This is a genomic window from Anaerostipes amylophilus (assembly GCF_025567365.1).
In the GTDB taxonomy this organism is placed as follows: Bacteria; Bacillota; Clostridia; order Lachnospirales; family Lachnospiraceae; genus Anaerostipes; species Anaerostipes amylophilus.
The window spans coordinates 172,129-188,857 of record NZ_JAOQJG010000004.1 but is presented as its reverse complement, the minus strand read 5'-3'; the positions used below and the strand labels follow the sequence as shown (position 1 = coordinate 188,857).

General features: G+C 36.6%; 18 protein-coding genes, 2 tRNA genes and 1 other annotated feature. Of the genes, 1 reads left to right on the top strand and 19 read right to left on the bottom strand.

Going from position 1 to position 16,729, the window contains the following annotated elements:
* Window positions 1–8: 8 nt before the first annotated feature.
* The 11 genes from pyrF to OCV53_RS07290 all read right to left on the bottom strand — a co-directional run bounded on the left by pyrF (window position 9) and on the right by OCV53_RS07290 (window position 10,611).
* The gene (gene pyrF / locus OCV53_RS07340) at window positions 9–932 is read right to left on the bottom strand and encodes an orotidine-5'-phosphate decarboxylase (RefSeq protein WP_055197410.1); all 924 of its coding nucleotides are present in this window, start codon (window positions 930–932) and stop codon (window positions 9–11) included.
* A gap of 143 nt (window positions 933–1,075) precedes the next feature.
* The gene (locus OCV53_RS07335; RefSeq protein WP_022374239.1) at window positions 1,076–1,735 is read right to left on the bottom strand and encodes an HAD family hydrolase; all 660 of its coding nucleotides are present in this window, start codon (window positions 1,733–1,735) and stop codon (window positions 1,076–1,078) included.
* A 46-nt stretch (window positions 1,736–1,781) separates the two neighbouring features.
* Window positions 1,782–2,948 carry a 2-iminoacetate synthase ThiH gene (gene thiH / locus OCV53_RS07330; protein WP_055197408.1) on the bottom strand — a complete coding sequence of 389 codons (1,167 nt, stop codon included), beginning with the start codon at window positions 2,946–2,948 and terminating at the stop codon, window positions 1,782–1,784.
* 2 nt (window positions 2,949–2,950) lie between these two features.
* Entirely contained in the window at window positions 2,951–3,721 is a 771-nt protein-coding gene (locus OCV53_RS07325) for a thiazole synthase (protein WP_055197406.1), read from the bottom strand.
* A gap of 59 nt (window positions 3,722–3,780) precedes the next feature.
* The gene (gene thiS, locus OCV53_RS07320; protein WP_022375383.1) at window positions 3,781–3,975 is read right to left on the bottom strand and encodes a sulfur carrier protein ThiS; all 195 of its coding nucleotides are present in this window, start codon (window positions 3,973–3,975) and stop codon (window positions 3,781–3,783) included.
* A 207-nt stretch (window positions 3,976–4,182) separates the two neighbouring features.
* A tRNA-Glu gene (locus OCV53_RS07315) sits at window positions 4,183–4,254 on the bottom strand.
* 75 nt (window positions 4,255–4,329) lie between these two features.
* Window positions 4,330–4,914: a cytidylate kinase-like family protein gene (locus OCV53_RS07310; protein ID WP_055197405.1), complete on the bottom strand. Its 585-nt coding sequence runs from the start codon at window positions 4,912–4,914 to the stop codon at window positions 4,330–4,332.
* Window positions 4,915–4,934: 20 nt separating this feature from the next.
* Window positions 4,935–5,627 carry an LrgB family protein gene (locus OCV53_RS07305; protein ID WP_022375385.1) on the bottom strand — a complete coding sequence of 231 codons (693 nt, stop codon included), beginning with the start codon at window positions 5,625–5,627 and terminating at the stop codon, window positions 4,935–4,937.
* On the bottom strand, window positions 5,620–5,979 hold the full coding sequence (locus tag OCV53_RS07300; protein WP_022375386.1) for a CidA/LrgA family protein: 360 nt from the start codon (window positions 5,977–5,979) through the stop codon (window positions 5,620–5,622). Before OCV53_RS07300 ends, OCV53_RS07305 begins: the two co-directional genes overlap by 8 nt.
* 146 nt (window positions 5,980–6,125) lie before the next feature.
* Entirely contained in the window at window positions 6,126–9,224 is a 3,099-nt protein-coding gene (locus OCV53_RS07295; RefSeq protein ID WP_262568708.1) for a glycosyl hydrolase 53 family protein, read from the bottom strand.
* 67 nt (window positions 9,225–9,291) lie between these two features.
* Window positions 9,292–10,611 carry a C39 family peptidase gene (locus OCV53_RS07290; RefSeq protein ID WP_242852141.1) on the bottom strand — a complete coding sequence of 440 codons (1,320 nt, stop codon included), beginning with the start codon at window positions 10,609–10,611 and terminating at the stop codon, window positions 9,292–9,294.
* A 71-nt stretch (window positions 10,612–10,682) separates the two neighbouring features.
* On the opposite strand from OCV53_RS07290, the gene OCV53_RS07285 reads away from it, so the two are divergent.
* A tRNA-Thr gene (locus OCV53_RS07285) sits at window positions 10,683–10,755 on the top strand.
* A gap of 52 nt (window positions 10,756–10,807) precedes the next feature.
* Here OCV53_RS07285 and OCV53_RS07280 read toward each other — a convergent pair.
* The 8 genes from OCV53_RS07280 to OCV53_RS07245 form a co-directional block, all read right to left on the bottom strand.
* Window positions 10,808–11,410: a sigma-70 family RNA polymerase sigma factor gene (locus OCV53_RS07280; protein ID WP_055197401.1), complete on the bottom strand. Its 603-nt coding sequence runs from the start codon at window positions 11,408–11,410 to the stop codon at window positions 10,808–10,810.
* Between the two features lie 2 nt (window positions 11,411–11,412).
* Window positions 11,413–12,153, bottom strand: a complete 741-nt coding sequence (gene rlmB, locus OCV53_RS07275) for a 23S rRNA (guanosine(2251)-2'-O)-methyltransferase RlmB (RefSeq protein WP_022375390.1) — start codon at window positions 12,151–12,153, stop codon at window positions 11,413–11,415.
* Entirely contained in the window at window positions 12,143–12,598 is a 456-nt protein-coding gene (locus OCV53_RS07270) for a Mini-ribonuclease 3 (protein WP_055197399.1), read from the bottom strand. Before OCV53_RS07270 ends, rlmB begins: the two co-directional genes overlap by 11 nt.
* Window positions 12,583–13,986, bottom strand: coding sequence for a cysteine--tRNA ligase (cysS, locus tag OCV53_RS07265; protein WP_055197397.1), 1,404 nt, complete (start codon window positions 13,984–13,986; stop codon window positions 12,583–12,585). The genes OCV53_RS07270 and cysS overlap by 16 nt, the downstream gene beginning before the upstream one ends.
* On the bottom strand, window positions 13,983–14,678 hold the full coding sequence (gene epsC / locus OCV53_RS07260) for a serine O-acetyltransferase EpsC (RefSeq protein ID WP_055197529.1): 696 nt from the start codon (window positions 14,676–14,678) through the stop codon (window positions 13,983–13,985). The genes cysS and epsC overlap by 4 nt, the downstream gene beginning before the upstream one ends.
* A 111-nt stretch (window positions 14,679–14,789) precedes the next feature.
* Window positions 14,790–15,045, bottom strand: a binding site (T-box leader).
* 73 nt (window positions 15,046–15,118) lie between these two features.
* On the bottom strand, window positions 15,119–15,676 hold the full coding sequence (locus tag OCV53_RS07255; protein WP_055197395.1) for a biotin transporter BioY: 558 nt from the start codon (window positions 15,674–15,676) through the stop codon (window positions 15,119–15,121).
* A gap of 211 nt (window positions 15,677–15,887) precedes the next feature.
* Window positions 15,888–16,067 carry a hypothetical protein gene (locus tag OCV53_RS07250; RefSeq protein ID WP_022375395.1) on the bottom strand — a complete coding sequence of 60 codons (180 nt, stop codon included), beginning with the start codon at window positions 16,065–16,067 and terminating at the stop codon, window positions 15,888–15,890.
* Entirely contained in the window at window positions 16,036–16,632 is a 597-nt protein-coding gene (locus tag OCV53_RS07245) for a sugar O-acetyltransferase (protein ID WP_055197393.1), read from the bottom strand. The genes OCV53_RS07250 and OCV53_RS07245 overlap by 32 nt, the downstream gene beginning before the upstream one ends.
* Window positions 16,633–16,729 lie beyond the last annotated feature (97 nt).

Genomic DNA, 16,729 nt, shown 5'->3' with positions numbered 1-16,729 from the left:
GAAATTATTTATTTTACCCAAGCCTGTTTTAAATCTTCTTTCATATCAAGCACAGCCTGTCTTGATGCATCGGCGTAATTTTCTTCTCCAAACTGACTATATGCATCCTGCTTATATGCACAGATGATTCCTCTGGAAGAGTTGATGATCGCACCTAATCCATCTTCGTTAAAGAATGGTGCAAGATCTTTTGCCTGACCACCCTGTGCTCCGTATCCTGGAACTAAAATGTATGATTTTGGCATGATCTTTCTTAAGACTTCTCCCATCTTAGGATATGTTGCTCCAACAACAGCTCCGACATAGCTGTAAGAGTCTCCCATAAGTTCATCTCCCCAAGCAGCGACTTTCTCTGCTACCATCTCATATAATGGTTTACCATCGATCTGCTGATCCTGAAATTCTCCACTGGATGGGTTAGACGTCTTAACTAAGATAAACATTCCTTTTTTCTCTTCCTTGCATACTTCCATAAATGGACGGATTCCATCACTTCCAAGATATGGATTGACTGTTACGAAATCTTCACAGAATCCACTATATGTCTTGCTTCCAACTGCAACCTTTCCTACATGTCCAACCGCATATGCCTTGGATGTTGATCCAATATCTCCACGTTTGATATCTCCGATGATCACAAGACCTTTGCTCTTTGCATATTCACAAGTCTTGTTAAATGCAACAAGTCCTGGAACTCCAAACTGTTCATACATAGCGATCTGTGGTTTCACTGCTGGAATCAGATCATATGTAGCATCAATAATTCCTTTGTTATACTGCCAGATTGCTTCTGCCGCTCCTTCTAAAGTCTCCCCATACTCAGCAAATGCTGCTTTCTTGATATACTCTGGTACATAATCAAGCATTGGATCTAATCCAACAACAATAGGTGCATCTAATTTCTTAATATTGTTTACTAACTGATTGATCATCGAACTCTCCTTTATATCTTTATTTTTATATTTCAAAAGGTTATACCTTTCCTTACTATAGTAGTTAAGGTATATTCAATTTATCTTATCACAAAAAGGGAGTTTCGTCTATGAAACTCCCTAAAATCAATTTTAAATTTGTATTACAATTCTTTTGCGAAAGAAAAATCTTGCATTGTCTTTATCACTCCCGGACGTTTTAAGAATTCTTCTTCCTTTTCTTTGTCACAGATTGCAACAATCTGTCTGCATCCGGCATCATATGCATTTTTAAGTCCTGAATTAGAATCTTCATAAATTCTGATATCTTTCATATCGACACCGATCACATCCGCTGCCTTGTGAAACATTGCGATCTTATTTTCATAAGTTCCATCATCATAAATGATATCTTCCGGCTTGATCCAGCGATCTAGTCCAAATGATTCGATAAAGAAATCAATATTTTCTTTAATTGAAGCACTCGCGATCGTAAATGGAATACCTTTTTCTTTTAAATAATCAAAGAATTCACATACACCATCGACCAGATGAAAACTGTCTTTATCTTCTTTGCAGAATTTGCGATAATATTCTTCTTTTTTTTGAGAATATTTTTTCTGATCTTCTTTTGTTGCTTTTCCATCTGTAAAATATAAAATATTTTGTATATTCGGTGTTCCGTTTAATTTCGTGTGAAGTTCTTCCAATGTGATTTCTTTTCCACGTAAGATCTTAGAAATCTCATTCCACGCTTTCACATGTTTATCATTATCAAAAAATAATGTTCCGTTGAAATCAAAAATAATTCCTTGATATTCCATTTTCAGTCACCTCATCTGTTTTTTCTTTATCGTAACACGAAAATCTTTATACGTAAATATAATCTGTCATAACCGGCTGCATACCATTGTCCTCTATCATATGATAAATTTCATCGACTGATCTTCCGTCACTGATCTCAAACTGCTCATCACCTTTTTCTTCTTCCTGACTGTGTCCTCCGATTCCAACATTTACTCCTGCTGAAATCTTTGTCGCTGCGATCTGAATGATGTTGTCACGGAATCTTTCACATTCACGTGTTGAGATCGTAATACTTGCAAATGGCATAAAGATTCGATATGCACAAATGATCTGTAGAAGCTGTGGTTCATGAACATCTTTTGGATTGATCTTATCGTTATTAATGATCGGACGTAATCTAGGACATGAAAATGCGATTTCTGCATGTGGATATTTTTTCTGTAAAAGATATGCATGCATTCCTGTTGCCAGTGCATCTTTTCTAAAATCATCCAATCCTAAGAGAGCAGCAAATCCGACACCTCTCATTCCACCCATGATCGCGCGTTCCTGAGCATTGAGACGGTATGGGAAGATTCTCTTTCTTCCACCCAAATGCAGTGTCTTATATTTGTCTGAATTATATGTTTCCTGGAAGACTGTAACAAAATCTGCCCCACATTCATGCAGATATGCATAATCTTTAGAATCCATTGGATATACTTCAAGACCGATCAGTTTAAAATATTTCTTCGCGATCTTACATGCTTCTCCGATATATTCCACACTTGATTTGTTAGGACTTTCTCCTGTTAAGATCAGAACTTCTTCCAGTCCTGTCGCTGCGATCGCCTGCATTTCTTTTTCAATCTCTTCATAATTAAGCTGTGCACGTTTGATCTTATTGTGACAGTTAAATCCACAATAAACACAATAATTTTCACAGTAGTTTGCTATATATAATGGAGTAAAGATTGCTACAGAATTTCCAAAATGTTTTCTTGTCTCTTTCTGTGCTTTCTGTGCGATCTCCTCTAAGAACGGTAGTGCTGCTGGTGATAATAATGCTTTAAAATTATCAACAGAACAAGTTTCGGCTGCCAATGCTTCCTTCACATCTTCTGCAGTATAAATATCTGCGTCGTAACTGTTCATCTCCGCAATGACACGGTCCATGATATCAGAATCAATTGCTTCCATGTCATCGGTATATTTCATATGATCTGTATTTTCATCAATTCTTACACTCATGATTAATCCTCCAAAAATCCTGTTAATGGTGATGATGCACTAGAACCTTTTTCAATGACTCTTCCAAGTCCTGCAAGATACGCACTTCTTCCTGCTTCGATTGCATTTTTAAATGCTTCTGCCATAGCTGGAATATCTCCTGCTGTTGCAATTGCTGTATTTACCATAACAGCATCTGCTCCCATTTCCATTGCCTCACATGCCTGTGATGGTTTTCCGATTCCTGCATCTACAATGATCGGAAGATCAATCTCATCGATCAAAATCTGGATAAAGTCTTTCGTACAGATTCCTTTGTTAGATCCAATTGGAGACCCAAGAGGCATAACTGCAGCTGCCCCAGCATTTACAAGATCTCTGGCTGCATTTAAGTCTGGATACATATATGGCATAACAACAAATCCTTCTTTGGCAAGGATTTCTGTCGCTTTGATCGTTTCATAGTTATCTGGAAGCAGATATTTGGAGTCATGAATCACTTCGATCTTAATAAAATCTCCACATCCAACTTCTCTTGCAAGTCTTGCGATACGAACTGCTTCTTCTGCATTTCTTGCCCCAGATGTATTTGGAAGAAGTGTGACACCTTCTGGAATATAGTCAAGAATATTGGCTGTATCATTTGTGTTTGTTCTTCGAAGTGCCAGCGTAATGATCTGTGCTCCTGCATTCTGCACTGCTGCATTGATCAGATCTAAGGAATATTTTCCTGATCCTAAGATAAATCTTGAGTCAAACTCATGTCCACCGATGATTAACTTGTCCTGTTTCATGTTATTCTCCTTTATATATGTATAATTTATTGCCTTTTTTGCTTTCTGTTATCTTCTGATCATCCACCTCCAACAAATGCTACAACCTCTAATGTATCACTGTCACTTAGAATTACATTGGAGTATTCTCCTTTCGGAACAATCTCCCCATTTTTTTCCACTGCAATTCTCTTATCCGAAAATCCTTCCTGTGTTAAAAAATCAGATAGTGCAACTGGTTCTTTTAATGCTTTTATCTCGCCATTTAAACGCATCTGCTTCCTCCTTCTTCCTGCTTTCTTTTAAAGGCATAAAAAAAGGGGTCCACGAAGAAGCTTCACACCCAAGGTGGTGTGCCCCTTTGTGGACCCGATCATTTCAGATTCACTCTATTTGTAGACTACCATATTGATATTTTTTTGTCAAGTCATTCCTTTGTTCTAAAAAAGAAAAGCCTTAAACACAATCGTGCTTAAGGCTTATGACTCCAACGAGAATCGAACTCGTGATTCGACCTTGAGAGGGTCGCGTCTTAACCGCTTGACCATGGAGCCAGATATATTCGAGGTGGTCTGTTGCAACCACCTCTATTTATTATACGGATTATTTTTAAAATGTCAATACTTTTTTTAAATTAATTTTCTTATTTTTAAATAATCAAGAATCATCTCCACACATCCATCAATTCCAAGAATCCCTTCATCCAAACATAGCTCATATCCCTTAGATGCGCCCCATATCTCGTCTGTATAATATTTGTGAAACTCATATCGCTTAGAATCTTCTGTTTCAATTTCTTTTTGTGCCTGTTCTTTCGTAATCCCAAGATTTTTCATCAGATTATTTACACGGATTTCTTTCTTCGCATGTAGAAAAATTCTCACAGTATTCGGACGATCTCTAAACAGATAATTCCCACAACTATCCATCACAATTCCACCTGTATCTCCTACGATATTTTTTATGATTCCAAATGGCACATCATTTGATCTTACGCTTTCACTCATTGCGATCGCATATAATAGACTATTTACTTTCCGATCATTAAAGAACGCATTTAATTCATCATATTCATCACTACCTTCTACAGCTCTTAGAAGATGAGCTTTGTCATATAACGGAAGATCAAATTTTCTTCGAATTTTCTCTGCAATCTTTTCTCCCATTGTTCCATGTTCTCTTCCGATCGTAATGATCATTTTTTCATCTGCCATGATTTTTTTCCTCCTCTTGGTTAAATAAACTGAGCAAATCCTGATATAAATACAACGGTCAAAAGTCCTGCTACTGCCACTGCCAGACTACTCATCGCACCCTCTACCGGACCCATTTCAATTGCTCTTGCCGTTCCGATCGCATGGGATGCCGTTCCAAGCGCAAGTCCTTTAGCCAACGGATTTTTTATTTTAAAGATACGAAATACTGTATCTGCGATCACATTTCCAAGAATTCCTGTGATAATGATCACTGCAACAGTAATCGTTACAATTCCTCCAAGTTCTTCTGACAAACCAATTCCGATTGCTGTTGTAATCGATTTCGGAAGCATTGTTACATACTGTTGATGATTAAATCCAAACAACATACAAAGAACAAAAATCCCAAACAAACTTGCCAATGTTCCAGATAAAATTCCACATACAACTGCAACCATATTTTTCTTTAATAGTTCAAGCTGTTCATATAATGGAACTGCCAGGCACACTGTTGCCGGTGTCAGCAGATAAGATATGTACTTTGCACTTGCATTGTATACTTCATAGCTGATTCCTAATCCTTTTAATGCAATGATCACAATAATAATAGATACAAGCAATGGATTCAAAACTGCCAAGCCAAATTTCTTCTTTAAAAATAATCCAATCTCATATGCGATCAAACTGATCGTTACTCCTACAAACATTGATTGTCTGAACACTTCATTCATTTTTGATTCCTCTCTTTTGTGCTATCATTTGTGCAACTCTTCCTGTAACTGCCATAACAAATACCGTGATCACTACCGTAATGATCATGATTGGTACTATCAAGGGTCTTAAAACTCCCCATGAATCAATCAGACCAGCCGCTGCTGGGATAAACATGACCGGCATAATTTCAATCAGAAAAAAAGCTGCATCCTTGACCTGACTTGTTTTTAAAACGCCAGTCATCAAACATACAAGCATCAACACAAGTCCATACACACTTGCCGGTATTGGCAATGGTATGAACATCTTAAGCACTTCTCCCAAAAAAGAGAGAAGCAAAATAATCATAAATTGTCTAAGAAATTTCATACAATCCTCCAGTTTTTCATATTAAGTCTTCTCTTGTGTATACAATATTATGGTACTACCAACTTTTAATGTCAATACTTTGCTTGAAATAAATACTTGAAAAAAATAGAATCCTGCACTTACAGGATTCTATTTTTTTCACTTTGTTATTTTATAATTTTTGCTGCTTTCGAATTGATATATCCAACAAACTTTCCTGATTTTGTATATAAAGATAAATACTTATATCCATTTTCATGTTTATATCTATATTTTGCTGTATATGTTTTCTTATAAACTTTTGTCTTTGATGTCTTCCATGAAAAGTTCTTATATAATTTATAATTTTTCTTTGTAATCTTTACACGTTTTCCATATTTATATGCTTTACCTTGTTCTGGCTGTGTGGCATATCCTAAACGTTTTACAGCTTTCTGATTGATATATCCGATAAATTTTCCTGCCTTTGTATATAATTCTAAATATGTAGATCCATTCTGATGTGAATATTTATATTTAGCTACATACGTTTTTTTGTATGGATTTACTTTGGTTTTTTTCCAGCTAAAATTACTATAAACTTTGTATTTCTTGCTTGTAACTTTCACACGGTAATTGTAATTGATCGCAACACCTTGTGGTAATTTCTTGTATGTGACTTTCTGCTGTGCAATTCCTTCTTTTGTTCCTTTTATTGTCAGCTTATAAGAATCTTTATCTGGTGCATATCCTGCAACTTTCGGCAATGTAACTGTTTTTGTCTTACCTACTTCAACTTTTACATACTGTGTTACAGCAATCTGTTTTCCGTTTTTATCACAAATGTTAATTGCTACGATCTGTTCTGCACCTTTGGATACAGAATCTTTGTAAAATCTAAGTGATTGAAGCGGATGTCCGTTAAAATCAAACAACGTTATATTATCCCAGCTGCAGCCACCCCATGCCGGCTGTCCATTATAATAGAGTTTCTGTGCTACAAAGTAATCTTTCGCACCAGCAGATGCCCAGCCTGTTCCATATTTGTCTGCCTGCTCTTTGTTATATTTCCAATAGGTCTGTCCTGCTCTTACAGGAATCCATGCACCTTCCCAATAAAATGCACCTAAACCATTTCCTTTTGACATCACTGTTTTATAAAGGTCTGTCAATTCATCTACCTGTCCTTGTGGACTCACAGAATAAGCACTTGTATTGGCACTCTCTCCAATCGTGTTTCCTGTTCCATCTGCATCTTTTAAACTATTTGCCCAGCCTGTTTCCAATACTGCAAATAGTTTACCATAAGATGCAGCTAAATCCTGGACTTTAGATAAAGTTTCTGGTGTATTTGCTTTTGCCCAAGTTGACCAGAATGGATAATAGGAAGATCCTAACACATCATAATCTACCTTATCACGCTTCCATGTATTCATAATATCCTGATATTTTTTAACATTTGGTGTTTCGAGATGTAATGCTACTAAACTTTCAGGCAAAGTTTCTCTTACTGCCTTAATTCCAGCTTTCAAATATGTATTGATCTTTGTTGATTTCTTTTTATCTCCCCATACTGCATCGTATGTTTTTCCAGCATCTCTGTTTAAATAAATTCCAAAACCACCATTCGTCAATTCATTTCCAACCTGTGCCATTCCAACATCTGCACCTGCTTCTTTAAACTTCTGAATTGTTTCTTTTGTAAACTGATAAATGTTATCGCACATCTTTGTCTCATCATTCTCGTCGGCTTTCCATGCTTTTGGAAGTAACTGCACAGATGGATCTGTCCAAAAATCAGAATAATGGAAATCTAATAAAATCTTCATATCGTATTTTGTTGCTTCTTTGGCAATCTTAAGTCCGGTTTTGACATCATTTCCACCGCCGCCATAAGTTTCGCCATCCTTATTAAATGGGTCATTCCAAATACGGATTCTTATATAATTCACTCCATTGTCATGCAAAACCTTCAATAAAGATTCTTCATTTCCATCATTATCATAGTATTTGACACCTGCATTCTTTAGTGCCTCATATGATGAGATATCCATTCCTCTCATTGCATTTTCTGACATACCTGTGACTTTTTTGATCGTAACTTTCTGATCCTTTAATCCAGATTCTCCTCCATAGATCCATGGATCAACACTTACATTTGTATCGTCTCCTTTTCCTTGTGCATATGCAAAAATTGAAAGAGACATTGCTGCCTGTCCATTATCAAAAAATGAATTCCAACCATCAACAACTTCTCCCTCATCATAGATGATTCCACCTTTATTCTTGTCATCAATCGTAGCTGTCAGCAGATCATAGATATTCTTTGTCTGTGTATACACACTTGTTTTCGCTTCATCATCATTTCTTGGATATTTCACATTTGAAACAATCAGTTGTGCATCTTTATTCACTCCTGCATCTGCCTGATTATTTTCGAATTCTTTACGTAATTTTTCAATATTCGTATTGGTATTCTCATCTGGATATACATTCACACCAAGATAATCGTATGAAATATTATTCCAATCTCCATTTAACTGGTTTTGTACCCATTTAATATCTGATGGATCATTCGGCATTGAAATACTTACAGCTGTTTTTATATCTTTATAATCTTTCTTAATCTCTTGTGTGATCTTTCCCATCTGCACAAACCCATCATTACCGCCGATTCCAAGGAAATTATAATTTACTTCGTTTCCAACTGTCACAATATCTGGAAGTGCATCCTTATCTTCTAACTCTTTTAATGTGGATATGGTATAAGCAGCTGCTTCCTCTCTCGCATCATCTGCTTTCCAGCTGCTTGGAAGATCCTGTGTATTGGCATATGTCAGTTTATCTGAATAAAGTAGCACTGCATTTGTTCTTAATCCTGCCTTTTTTGCCTCTTTTAATGTTTTCTTTGCATTCTCCAGTGATAAATATTCATCGTCTCCACTTGGATTCACTGCGATCTTAACAGAAATTGTATTGATTCCCTGTGTTTTTATATATGCAAATAGATTGTTAACGGCATTTCCTTTGTAATCTTTCCAAACCTTATCCCATCCGACATTTTGTTGGTAATGTGTAAAATCAGCACCTAGAATTGTCTTTTCGCTGTCAATTCCTTCTATTTTTTTATACTGTTCCATTATTTTTTGAGCTGTATCTTTGCTGTTTGCTGTTTTTGCGATCTTATTTGTTTCTATTGCTTTTGGCGTGGCTGCAGATACTAAAGTCCCCCCACTCATTGTAGCAAGCACAGACATCATAAGTCCTGCTGCTAGTAATTGTTTCATTCTCCTCATAGGATCATACTCTCCTTTCATTTATTTAATCTTTATACTTTTTCATTATATCATATTCTCATCTTAATAACATCATAAAGTTAAATAACTCTTTTTGGAACTTTATATTTTTCACACGTTCAATCCCTCTTGTCTGGACTCTTGTTCCATAAATATAATATGCTGATGAAGTAAGTCCCCCTCTTTGTACTCTTTCTCTTTTAAACCAGTTTCCAAAAGAACTTGTAGGTCTGCTTTTGATCGGATGTGAATCTAGCACTAGATATTTCTTCGTTTTTGGATTAAAATCTGCAATCGTCACATAGTGTCCTGGCACATGTGAAATCGCAACATATCCTTTTTGCAGATAATTTCTGACTTCAGAGAGACTATAACTTGTTTTCACATAAGAAAATCCATAGGCCTCTCCAAATTCTTTTGCTGCACCTTTAAAAACTCCATCCTGTGTTCCAGAACCTATGATCCTGTAATGTTTTTTCACAGCAAAATCTGCAAATAGCATAGGATCCACAAACTGTCCATTTAATGCATAAACCGCATTGGTGATCGCTACAACTCCGCATCCAGCTGCTGCCATTTTTCCACTGTAATCTGAAACATCTCCATAATTTTTTCTTGCCCACGCTGGATCAAACTGCATAAAATTTCTATATGGCGTTACGTTTTTATTCTGAAGGCGAATAAACTTCCATTGCATAGTTTTATTTCCGGCTTCTTTGTCTGTTTTTTGAAAGTTATTTTTTATATTTCCCTGTTTCACTAACACAAGGTTTCCATTCTGGTCTACAGAAAGATATTTGTCTTCCTTCATATTTTTTATATATAAATGGTCATATTCTCTGATCAACTTCCAATTTGTCTTCTGCTCCTTGATATATTGATTTTCTGTCTGAATTTTATACTGCTGATTTCCCAAAAATGTAAGATTGATTTCTATACCTTCTTTTGTTTCTTTGTTTTCTATCCAATACTTTCCATTGCCAATTAACTGTTTTTCATTTCCATTATAAGCAATCGCCTCTTTATGGTATTTGCTTTTTTCAATCCAACCGATACCATATCCTTTCTTTTTCTCATAAATAACCTGCAGATAATTAGATGTCTTGCTTACAATGATGATTCCCGAATACTTCGGTGCAGATGCAATCTTTTTAGTTCCAGAAGAACTCTCATACACGTTCATTTTCTTTTTCAAAAATGCATATTGTTTCTCATATGATATATCCACGATTTTTCCTTTAAATTCGTTATAAATCGTCTGCGGATTATCAAAATATCCTGGCGTAGCTGCCTGTATCTTTATCGTTGTCTGCATACAAATGATAAGACACAAAATCATACTGATCCATCTCTTTTTTCCCTTATACCACTTTATCATCTGATTTTCCCTTTATTTTATGAATTCTATTGACAGTGTTTCATTTTCATGATAAATTATTAATCGGTTCTGCTGCTGTGGCACAGGAGGTAGCGCACCTCATTGGTAGTGAGGAGGTCACGGGTTCAACTCCCGTCAGCAGCTTATACAAGATTGGCTTAAAACTTATGTTTTAAGCCATTTTTCATTGTATTAACTATTTTCTTTCATCACTTTTAATCTTTTTGCGAATTCTTTGAATCGCATTATCAATTGATTTATCAGTTCTCCCAAGCTTCTTTGCGATCACCGTATAATTATCCCCATTCAGATAATAATACATAACCTGTTTTTCAAATTCACTTAATTTCTGATTGATCTTTTGATAATAATCTTTAATTTCTTCTTTTCGAAGCAGTCTTTCCTCTGGTGTCTCATCAGGATTCTCCAAGATCTCATCAAGTGCAAATTCGTCCCCCTGATCTTTATATTCAAACAAAGAAATTGACGTATTTAATGGAATATGTTTTTTTCTATTAAATGCTGTGATCGTTGTATAGATCTGTCTATGCACACACAAATATGCAAATGTCGAAAATGAAGTACTTTTCCCTTCCTGATAAGATGTTATCGCCTTAAAAAGCCCGATCATGCCTTCTTGAATCAGATCTTCTTCGTCACCGCCTGCAAGGAAAAATTTTCTTGCCTCTTTTCTTACCATATCCCGATATCTTTCCAACAGACATTCCATGGCGTCATCACTGCCGCCATGGATCTGTCTTAGCAATTCCTCATCGGAAATTGTTCTTAATTCATTCATTATTATTTTCCCAGTCGTTGTCTTACAACTTCAAATGCCAGAACTCCGGCTGCTACTGATGCATTCAGAGAATCAATATCTCCTTTCATCGGAATTGATGAAATAAAGTCACATTTTTCTTTTACAAGTCGACTAACACCGCTTCCTTCGTTTCCAATCACAAGACCGATGGATCCTGTCAGATTCTGTCGATAGATCACTTCTCCATCCATATCTGCACATGCAAACCACATACCGCGTTCTTTTAACTCATCCATTGTTTTTCCAATATTTGTAACTTTCACTACCGGAGTATAATTGATCGCTCCTGCTGACGTCTTTGCTACAGTTGGTGTGATTCCAACAGCACGATGTTTTGGAATGATCACTCCGTGCGCTCCTGCAAGATTTGCTGTACGAATAATCGCACCAAGATTATGTGGATCTTCAATTCCATCAAGTAAGATAAAGAAAGGATCTTCTCCCTTTTCTTCTGCTCTCTTAAATAGGTCATCTATTGTTCCATATTCATATGCTGCTACAATTGCTACAACACCCTGATGATGCTCATTTGTCAACTGGTTTAGACGCTCTTTGTCTACAAATTTAAGAATCGCGTCTGTTTTCTTTGCTTCTCTTACGATCGTACGGATTGGTCCATCCTGACATCCATCCAGTACAAAAATCTTATCGATTGGTTTCTTTGCTCTCAAAGCCTCGATCACGGCGTTGCGGCCTGCGATCAGATCTTCTTTATGATTCATGTTCTTCTCCTGTTTCTTCTTTCTTATTTAAATCAAAACCGATCCCGATCAGTTCGATGATACGGTCCATATCTCCTGACAGATATAAATAGCCCATCAATGCTTCCACCCCTGTTGCCTTTCTATAATCCATCATAGATGCATTCTTTGCAACAGATCCTGATTTGGAATTTCTTCCACGTTTGTAAACTGCCATCTCTTCTTCTGTCAAAAATGGTTCAATCTTTTCGAATACTTCCTTTTGTGCAGAAGCTTTTACCATGCTGCTTGATTTTTTGTGATATTTATTCACGCTCATATTCCCAGCAGACATAACGATCGTACGGATCACAATCTCATAGATTGCATCTCCGATGTAGGCAAGGGATAATGGAGAGTAACTTTTTGGATCTAACCCATCGAGTGACAATCCTTCTTTGATCTTGTTAATTAAGCTCTGCTCCATTTTACACCTTCTCTTGTATCTTTTAATACGATACCCTGTTCTAATAACTGATCTCTGATCTCATCTGCTCTTGCAAAATCTTTGTTCTTTCTTGCTGCCTGACGTTCTTCGATCAGTTTTTCGATTTCTTCGTCTAAGATCTCTTCTTCTTTTGTTGTCTCAATTCCAAGGACTCCGCAAAGATCTTCTAAGACTTTTAAGACTTTCTTTGCATAGTCTGCGCTGAAATCTTTGACTGTTGAATTTGACTCACGAACAATCTCAAAAATAGCGGAAACCGCATCTGCTGTGTTAAAGTCATCTTCCATCGCATCTTCAAATTTCTTTACAAGTGCTTCTACATTTGCAAAATGTTCCTTTTCTGCATCGCTAAGAGTTCCTGTTTCTTCTTTCGCTGCCATCTCTCTGCACAGATCGATCGCTGTTAAAATACGGTCTAATCCTGTCTTGGCACTTTCTACTAATGTATCACTGAAATTTAATGGTGTTCTGTAATGTGCACTTAACATGAAGAAGCGGATTACCTGTAATGGGTATTTTTCTCCGATCTCACGAACTGTAAAGAAGTTTCCTGCAGATTTGGACATCTTCTTATTATTAATATTTAAAAATCCATTATGCATCCAGTAATTTGCAAACTTCTCTTCGTTGCATGCTTCACTCTGTGCGATCTCATTTTCATGATGAGGGAAGATTAAGTCTTCTCCACCTGCATGGATATCGATCGTATCTCCGATGTATTTTTTGGACATCTCAGAACACTCGATATGCCATCCTGGTCTTCCTTCTCCCCATGGAGAATCCCATGCGATCTCTCCTTCTTTCTTTGGTTTCCATAATACGAAATCAAGCGGATCTTTCTTTCCTTCTTCTCCTGTTACCTTGATCTCACGATGTCCTGCTTCCAGATCATCGATATTTTTCTTGGAAAGTTTTCCATAATCTTTAAAGGATCTTGTCTTAAAGTAAACAGTTCCATCAACTTCATAAGCATGCCCTTTTTCGATCAGTGTCTGTATCATCTTGATCATACCACCGATTTCTTCTGTTGCTCTTGGCTGATGTGTTGCAGGTTTGATATTCAAAGCTTCCATATCCTGCTTGCATTCTTTGATATATCTTTCTGCAATCTCTGTCGCTGTCACACCTTCTTCATTTGCCTTCTTGATGATCTTATCATCGACATCTGTAAAGTTTGAAACGTAGTTTACTTCATATCCTTTATATTCAAAATAGCGGCGGACTGTATCAAAAATGATCATTGGTCTTGCATTTCCAATATGAATATAATTGTAAACTGTTGGTCCACATACATACATTCCAACTTTTCCTGGATGTACTGGCACAAATTCTTCTTTCTGTCTTGTCAGTGTATTGTAAATTTTCATTTTTTCTCTTTTTCCTTTCTAAGCGCCTCTGAATTTTGATAATGTATAATAAATGTCTCTAATGCCTGTCGTAATTCAGCATTTTCTCTTGCAAGTTTCTCGATATCCATATCAACAGGGTTTGGAAGGTCGATCTGGTCAAGTACCAGACTCTGAATGCGGTTTACTCTCTCTCCATCCTGTTTAACTACCTTTCCTGGAACTCCGACAACTGTTGAGTTTGGCGGTACATCAGATACAACAACGCTTCCTGCACCGATCTTTGAGTTCTTTCCAATGGTAATAGAACCCAAAACTTTTGCCCCTGAACTGATCATAACGTTATCTTCGATCGTTGGATGACGCTTTCCAGTCTCATTTCCGGTTCCGCCTAGTGTAACCCCCTGATATAATGTTACATTATTTCCAATGATCGTTGTCTCTCCAATAACCACTCCATGCCCGTGGTCAATAAAGAATCCTTCTCCGATCTGTGCACCCGGGTGAATCTCAATTCCAGTCTTTCTCGCCCATTTCTGTGAGATCTTTCTGGCTTTATAAAACTCTCCCTTCTTATATAATTCGTGTGCAACTCGATGCCAATACAACGCCTTCACATAAGGATACAAAAAAACTTCTTTTTCTTCCCTTAATGCAGGGTCTCTTAGTTTGATCGTATCATATTGGCTTTTCGCAAATTCTCGAAAACCCATCATAGCTTCTAAAACCTCCAATATATAGTATGTAATTTACGGGATTTTTTATTTTATTGAACTTTCAAATTATTATTGAACTTTCAAAAACAAAAAAACTCCGTCTCCTAACAAAGAGACGAAGTATATCCGCGGTTCCACTCTTTTAAAAACTTCTGTCCTTCTGATCATATCCCTGAATGATATCACTTAGGCAGAATGTTTTCACTTAAATCCGTTAACGCCGGCGACGTACAAAACTACTTGATTCATCTTGTCTGCTCCCAGATGCATTCCAGACATCTTCCCTAAAAGCTGCTTTCAGCCGGTGACAGCTTCTCTCTGACAGTTCCAATTCGTCTGTACTAATTCTGTTCATTGCATTTAACTACGAATAGTTTATGCTTTTTCATACAAAATGTCAACCAATTCTTGTTTTTCATACAAATTATTTCTGTATCTTATTCTGGTAAAACCCTTGCTTTCACAACTGCTTTCTTTACTGCACTTCCTACAATGATCGCAACTACGATCTTTGCTGCATCCCCTGGAAGATATGGAATGACACCTGCATATAATCCCTGGACAAATGTTAAATGCATCTGTGCGCAAAGCCAGATTGTTCCAAACGCATAAGTTACTGCAGTTCCAAGAACCATACCGATTGCTGTCATTATAACGTTATCAGAAAATTTTTCTGCAAAAAATCCACTGATCAGTGCTAAAAAGATAAATCCAACCAGATATCCTCCTGTTGGTCCTGCAAGTTTGGCAAGTCCTCCACTAAAACCAGAGAACACTGGAAGCCCTACAGCTCCGATCAATAAGTATACAAGATAACTGATCGTTCCACGTTTCATTCCAATGACCATAATTGAAAAATAAATTACCAGATTGGTAAATGAAATTGGCACTGGTGTAAATGGCAGTGTGATTGACATTGGTCCCAAAATACAAGTTAAAGCTGCCATTAACGCGATCAATGTAAGATCCTGAATTTTCATCGTCTGTTGTCTCATAATAAGTTCTCCTCTTTTTTATCATTTTTCTGATTTTATTGTTATTATAGATTGTTAACTTTAGATTGTCAACCGTTTTATTATTAAAGTTAACAATAAAGGAATTGAAAATACTTTTTTCTATGATTTTTATCTTTCTAGAAGGATTTCACCAAAATTTCCTATCAAACAAAAACACAGATATCTATACATGATATCTGTGTCTCTCTATTTATTCATCATTTTCACTATCAAGAATCCCTAGTTCTTTGATCCGTTCTTCTATCTTCTTCAAAGAATCTTCATACGTTCCTTCTTTGGCTTCTTCTTTCTCATGATTCATCTCATCTAATAATTGATCAATATTCTTGCCCAACGGATTACTCTCCGTCTTTCTTGTCAATAATCCCATACCTGTCTCCTTTTTCTGCTTCTTTGATTACTTTACAAGGATTCCCTGCTGCCACAACATTAGCTGGAACATCTTGTGTCACGACACTTCCTGCTGCTATGACTGTATTATCTCCAATCGTCACACCTGGAAGAATCGTTACTCCACCTCCAATCCAGACTTTATTCCCAATCTTTACTGGAAGTGCCCATTCATATCCTTTTTCACGTCTTCTGGCATCCGTTGGATGATTGACCGTATAAATTCCAACATTCGGCCCTATAAAAACACGATTACCAATCTCGACGCCACCTCCATCAAGAATCGTCAGATTGAAGTTTGAAAAAAAATCATCTCCGATCGTTGTTCGATATCCATAATCCAGATAAAATGGTGCTTCTAAATGAACATTCTGACCTAATTTCCCGAAAATCTGTCCCATTAAATATTTTCTATAGTCCCTATCTTCCTGGCGGCTTTCATTATATTGTTTTGTCAGGGATTTTGCACGATTCCTCTCTTCAATCAAAGAAGTTTCTTCTGCATTGTATATGATTCCCATCAGCATTTTTTGTTTTTCCGTCATTTCATGTCCTCCATTGTTTTTTATTTTACCATACTTTTTTTCTCTAATCTATCGAATTTGACTTTCGATTCAAAAAATTGTAGGATAAAAGAAATCA

Bases quoted from the DNA above. Each gene is read 5' to 3' on its own strand.
- pyrF (WP_055197410.1), bottom strand. From the start codon at position 932: ATGATCAATCAGTTAGTAAACAATATTAAGAAATTAGATGCACCTATT.
- OCV53_RS07335 (WP_022374239.1), bottom strand. From the start codon at position 1,735: ATGGAATATCAAGGAATTATTTTTGATTTCAACGGAACATTATTTTTT.
- thiH (WP_055197408.1), bottom strand. From the start codon at position 2,948: ATGAGTGTAAGAATTGATGAAAATACAGATCATATGAAATATACCGAT.
- OCV53_RS07325 (WP_055197406.1), bottom strand. From the start codon at position 3,721: ATGAAACAGGACAAGTTAATCATCGGTGGACATGAGTTTGACTCAAGA.
- thiS (WP_022375383.1), bottom strand. From the start codon at position 3,975: ATGCGTTTAAATGGCGAGATAAAAGCATTAAAAGAACCAGTTGCACTA.
- OCV53_RS07310 (WP_055197405.1), bottom strand. From the start codon at position 4,914: ATGGCAGATGAAAAAATGATCATTACGATCGGAAGAGAACATGGAACA.
- OCV53_RS07305 (WP_022375385.1), bottom strand. From the start codon at position 5,627: ATGAATGAAGTGTTCAGACAATCAATGTTTGTAGGAGTAACGATCAGT.
- OCV53_RS07300 (WP_022375386.1), bottom strand. From the start codon at position 5,979: ATGAAATTTCTTAGACAATTTATGATTATTTTGCTTCTCTCTTTTTTG.
- OCV53_RS07295 (WP_262568708.1), bottom strand. From the start codon at position 9,224: ATGAAACAATTACTAGCAGCAGGACTTATGATGTCTGTGCTTGCTACA.
- OCV53_RS07290 (WP_242852141.1), bottom strand. From the start codon at position 10,611: ATGATAAAGTGGTATAAGGGAAAAAAGAGATGGATCAGTATGATTTTG.
- OCV53_RS07280 (WP_055197401.1), bottom strand. From the start codon at position 11,410: ATGAATGAATTAAGAACAATTTCCGATGAGGAATTGCTAAGACAGATC.
- rlmB (WP_022375390.1), bottom strand. From the start codon at position 12,153: ATGAATCATAAAGAAGATCTGATCGCAGGCCGCAACGCCGTGATCGAG.
- OCV53_RS07270 (WP_055197399.1), bottom strand. From the start codon at position 12,598: ATGGAGCAGAGCTTAATTAACAAGATCAAAGAAGGATTGTCACTCGAT.
- cysS (WP_055197397.1), bottom strand. From the start codon at position 13,986: ATGAAAATTTACAATACACTGACAAGACAGAAAGAAGAATTTGTGCCA.
- epsC (WP_055197529.1), bottom strand. From the start codon at position 14,678: ATGGGTTTTCGAGAATTTGCGAAAAGCCAATATGATACGATCAAACTA.
- OCV53_RS07255 (WP_055197395.1), bottom strand. From the start codon at position 15,676: ATGAGACAACAGACGATGAAAATTCAGGATCTTACATTGATCGCGTTA.
- OCV53_RS07250 (WP_022375395.1), bottom strand. From the start codon at position 16,067: ATGGGATTATTGACAAGAAAGACGGAGAGTAATCCGTTGGGCAAGAAT.
- OCV53_RS07245 (WP_055197393.1), bottom strand. From the start codon at position 16,632: ATGACGGAAAAACAAAAAATGCTGATGGGAATCATATACAATGCAGAA.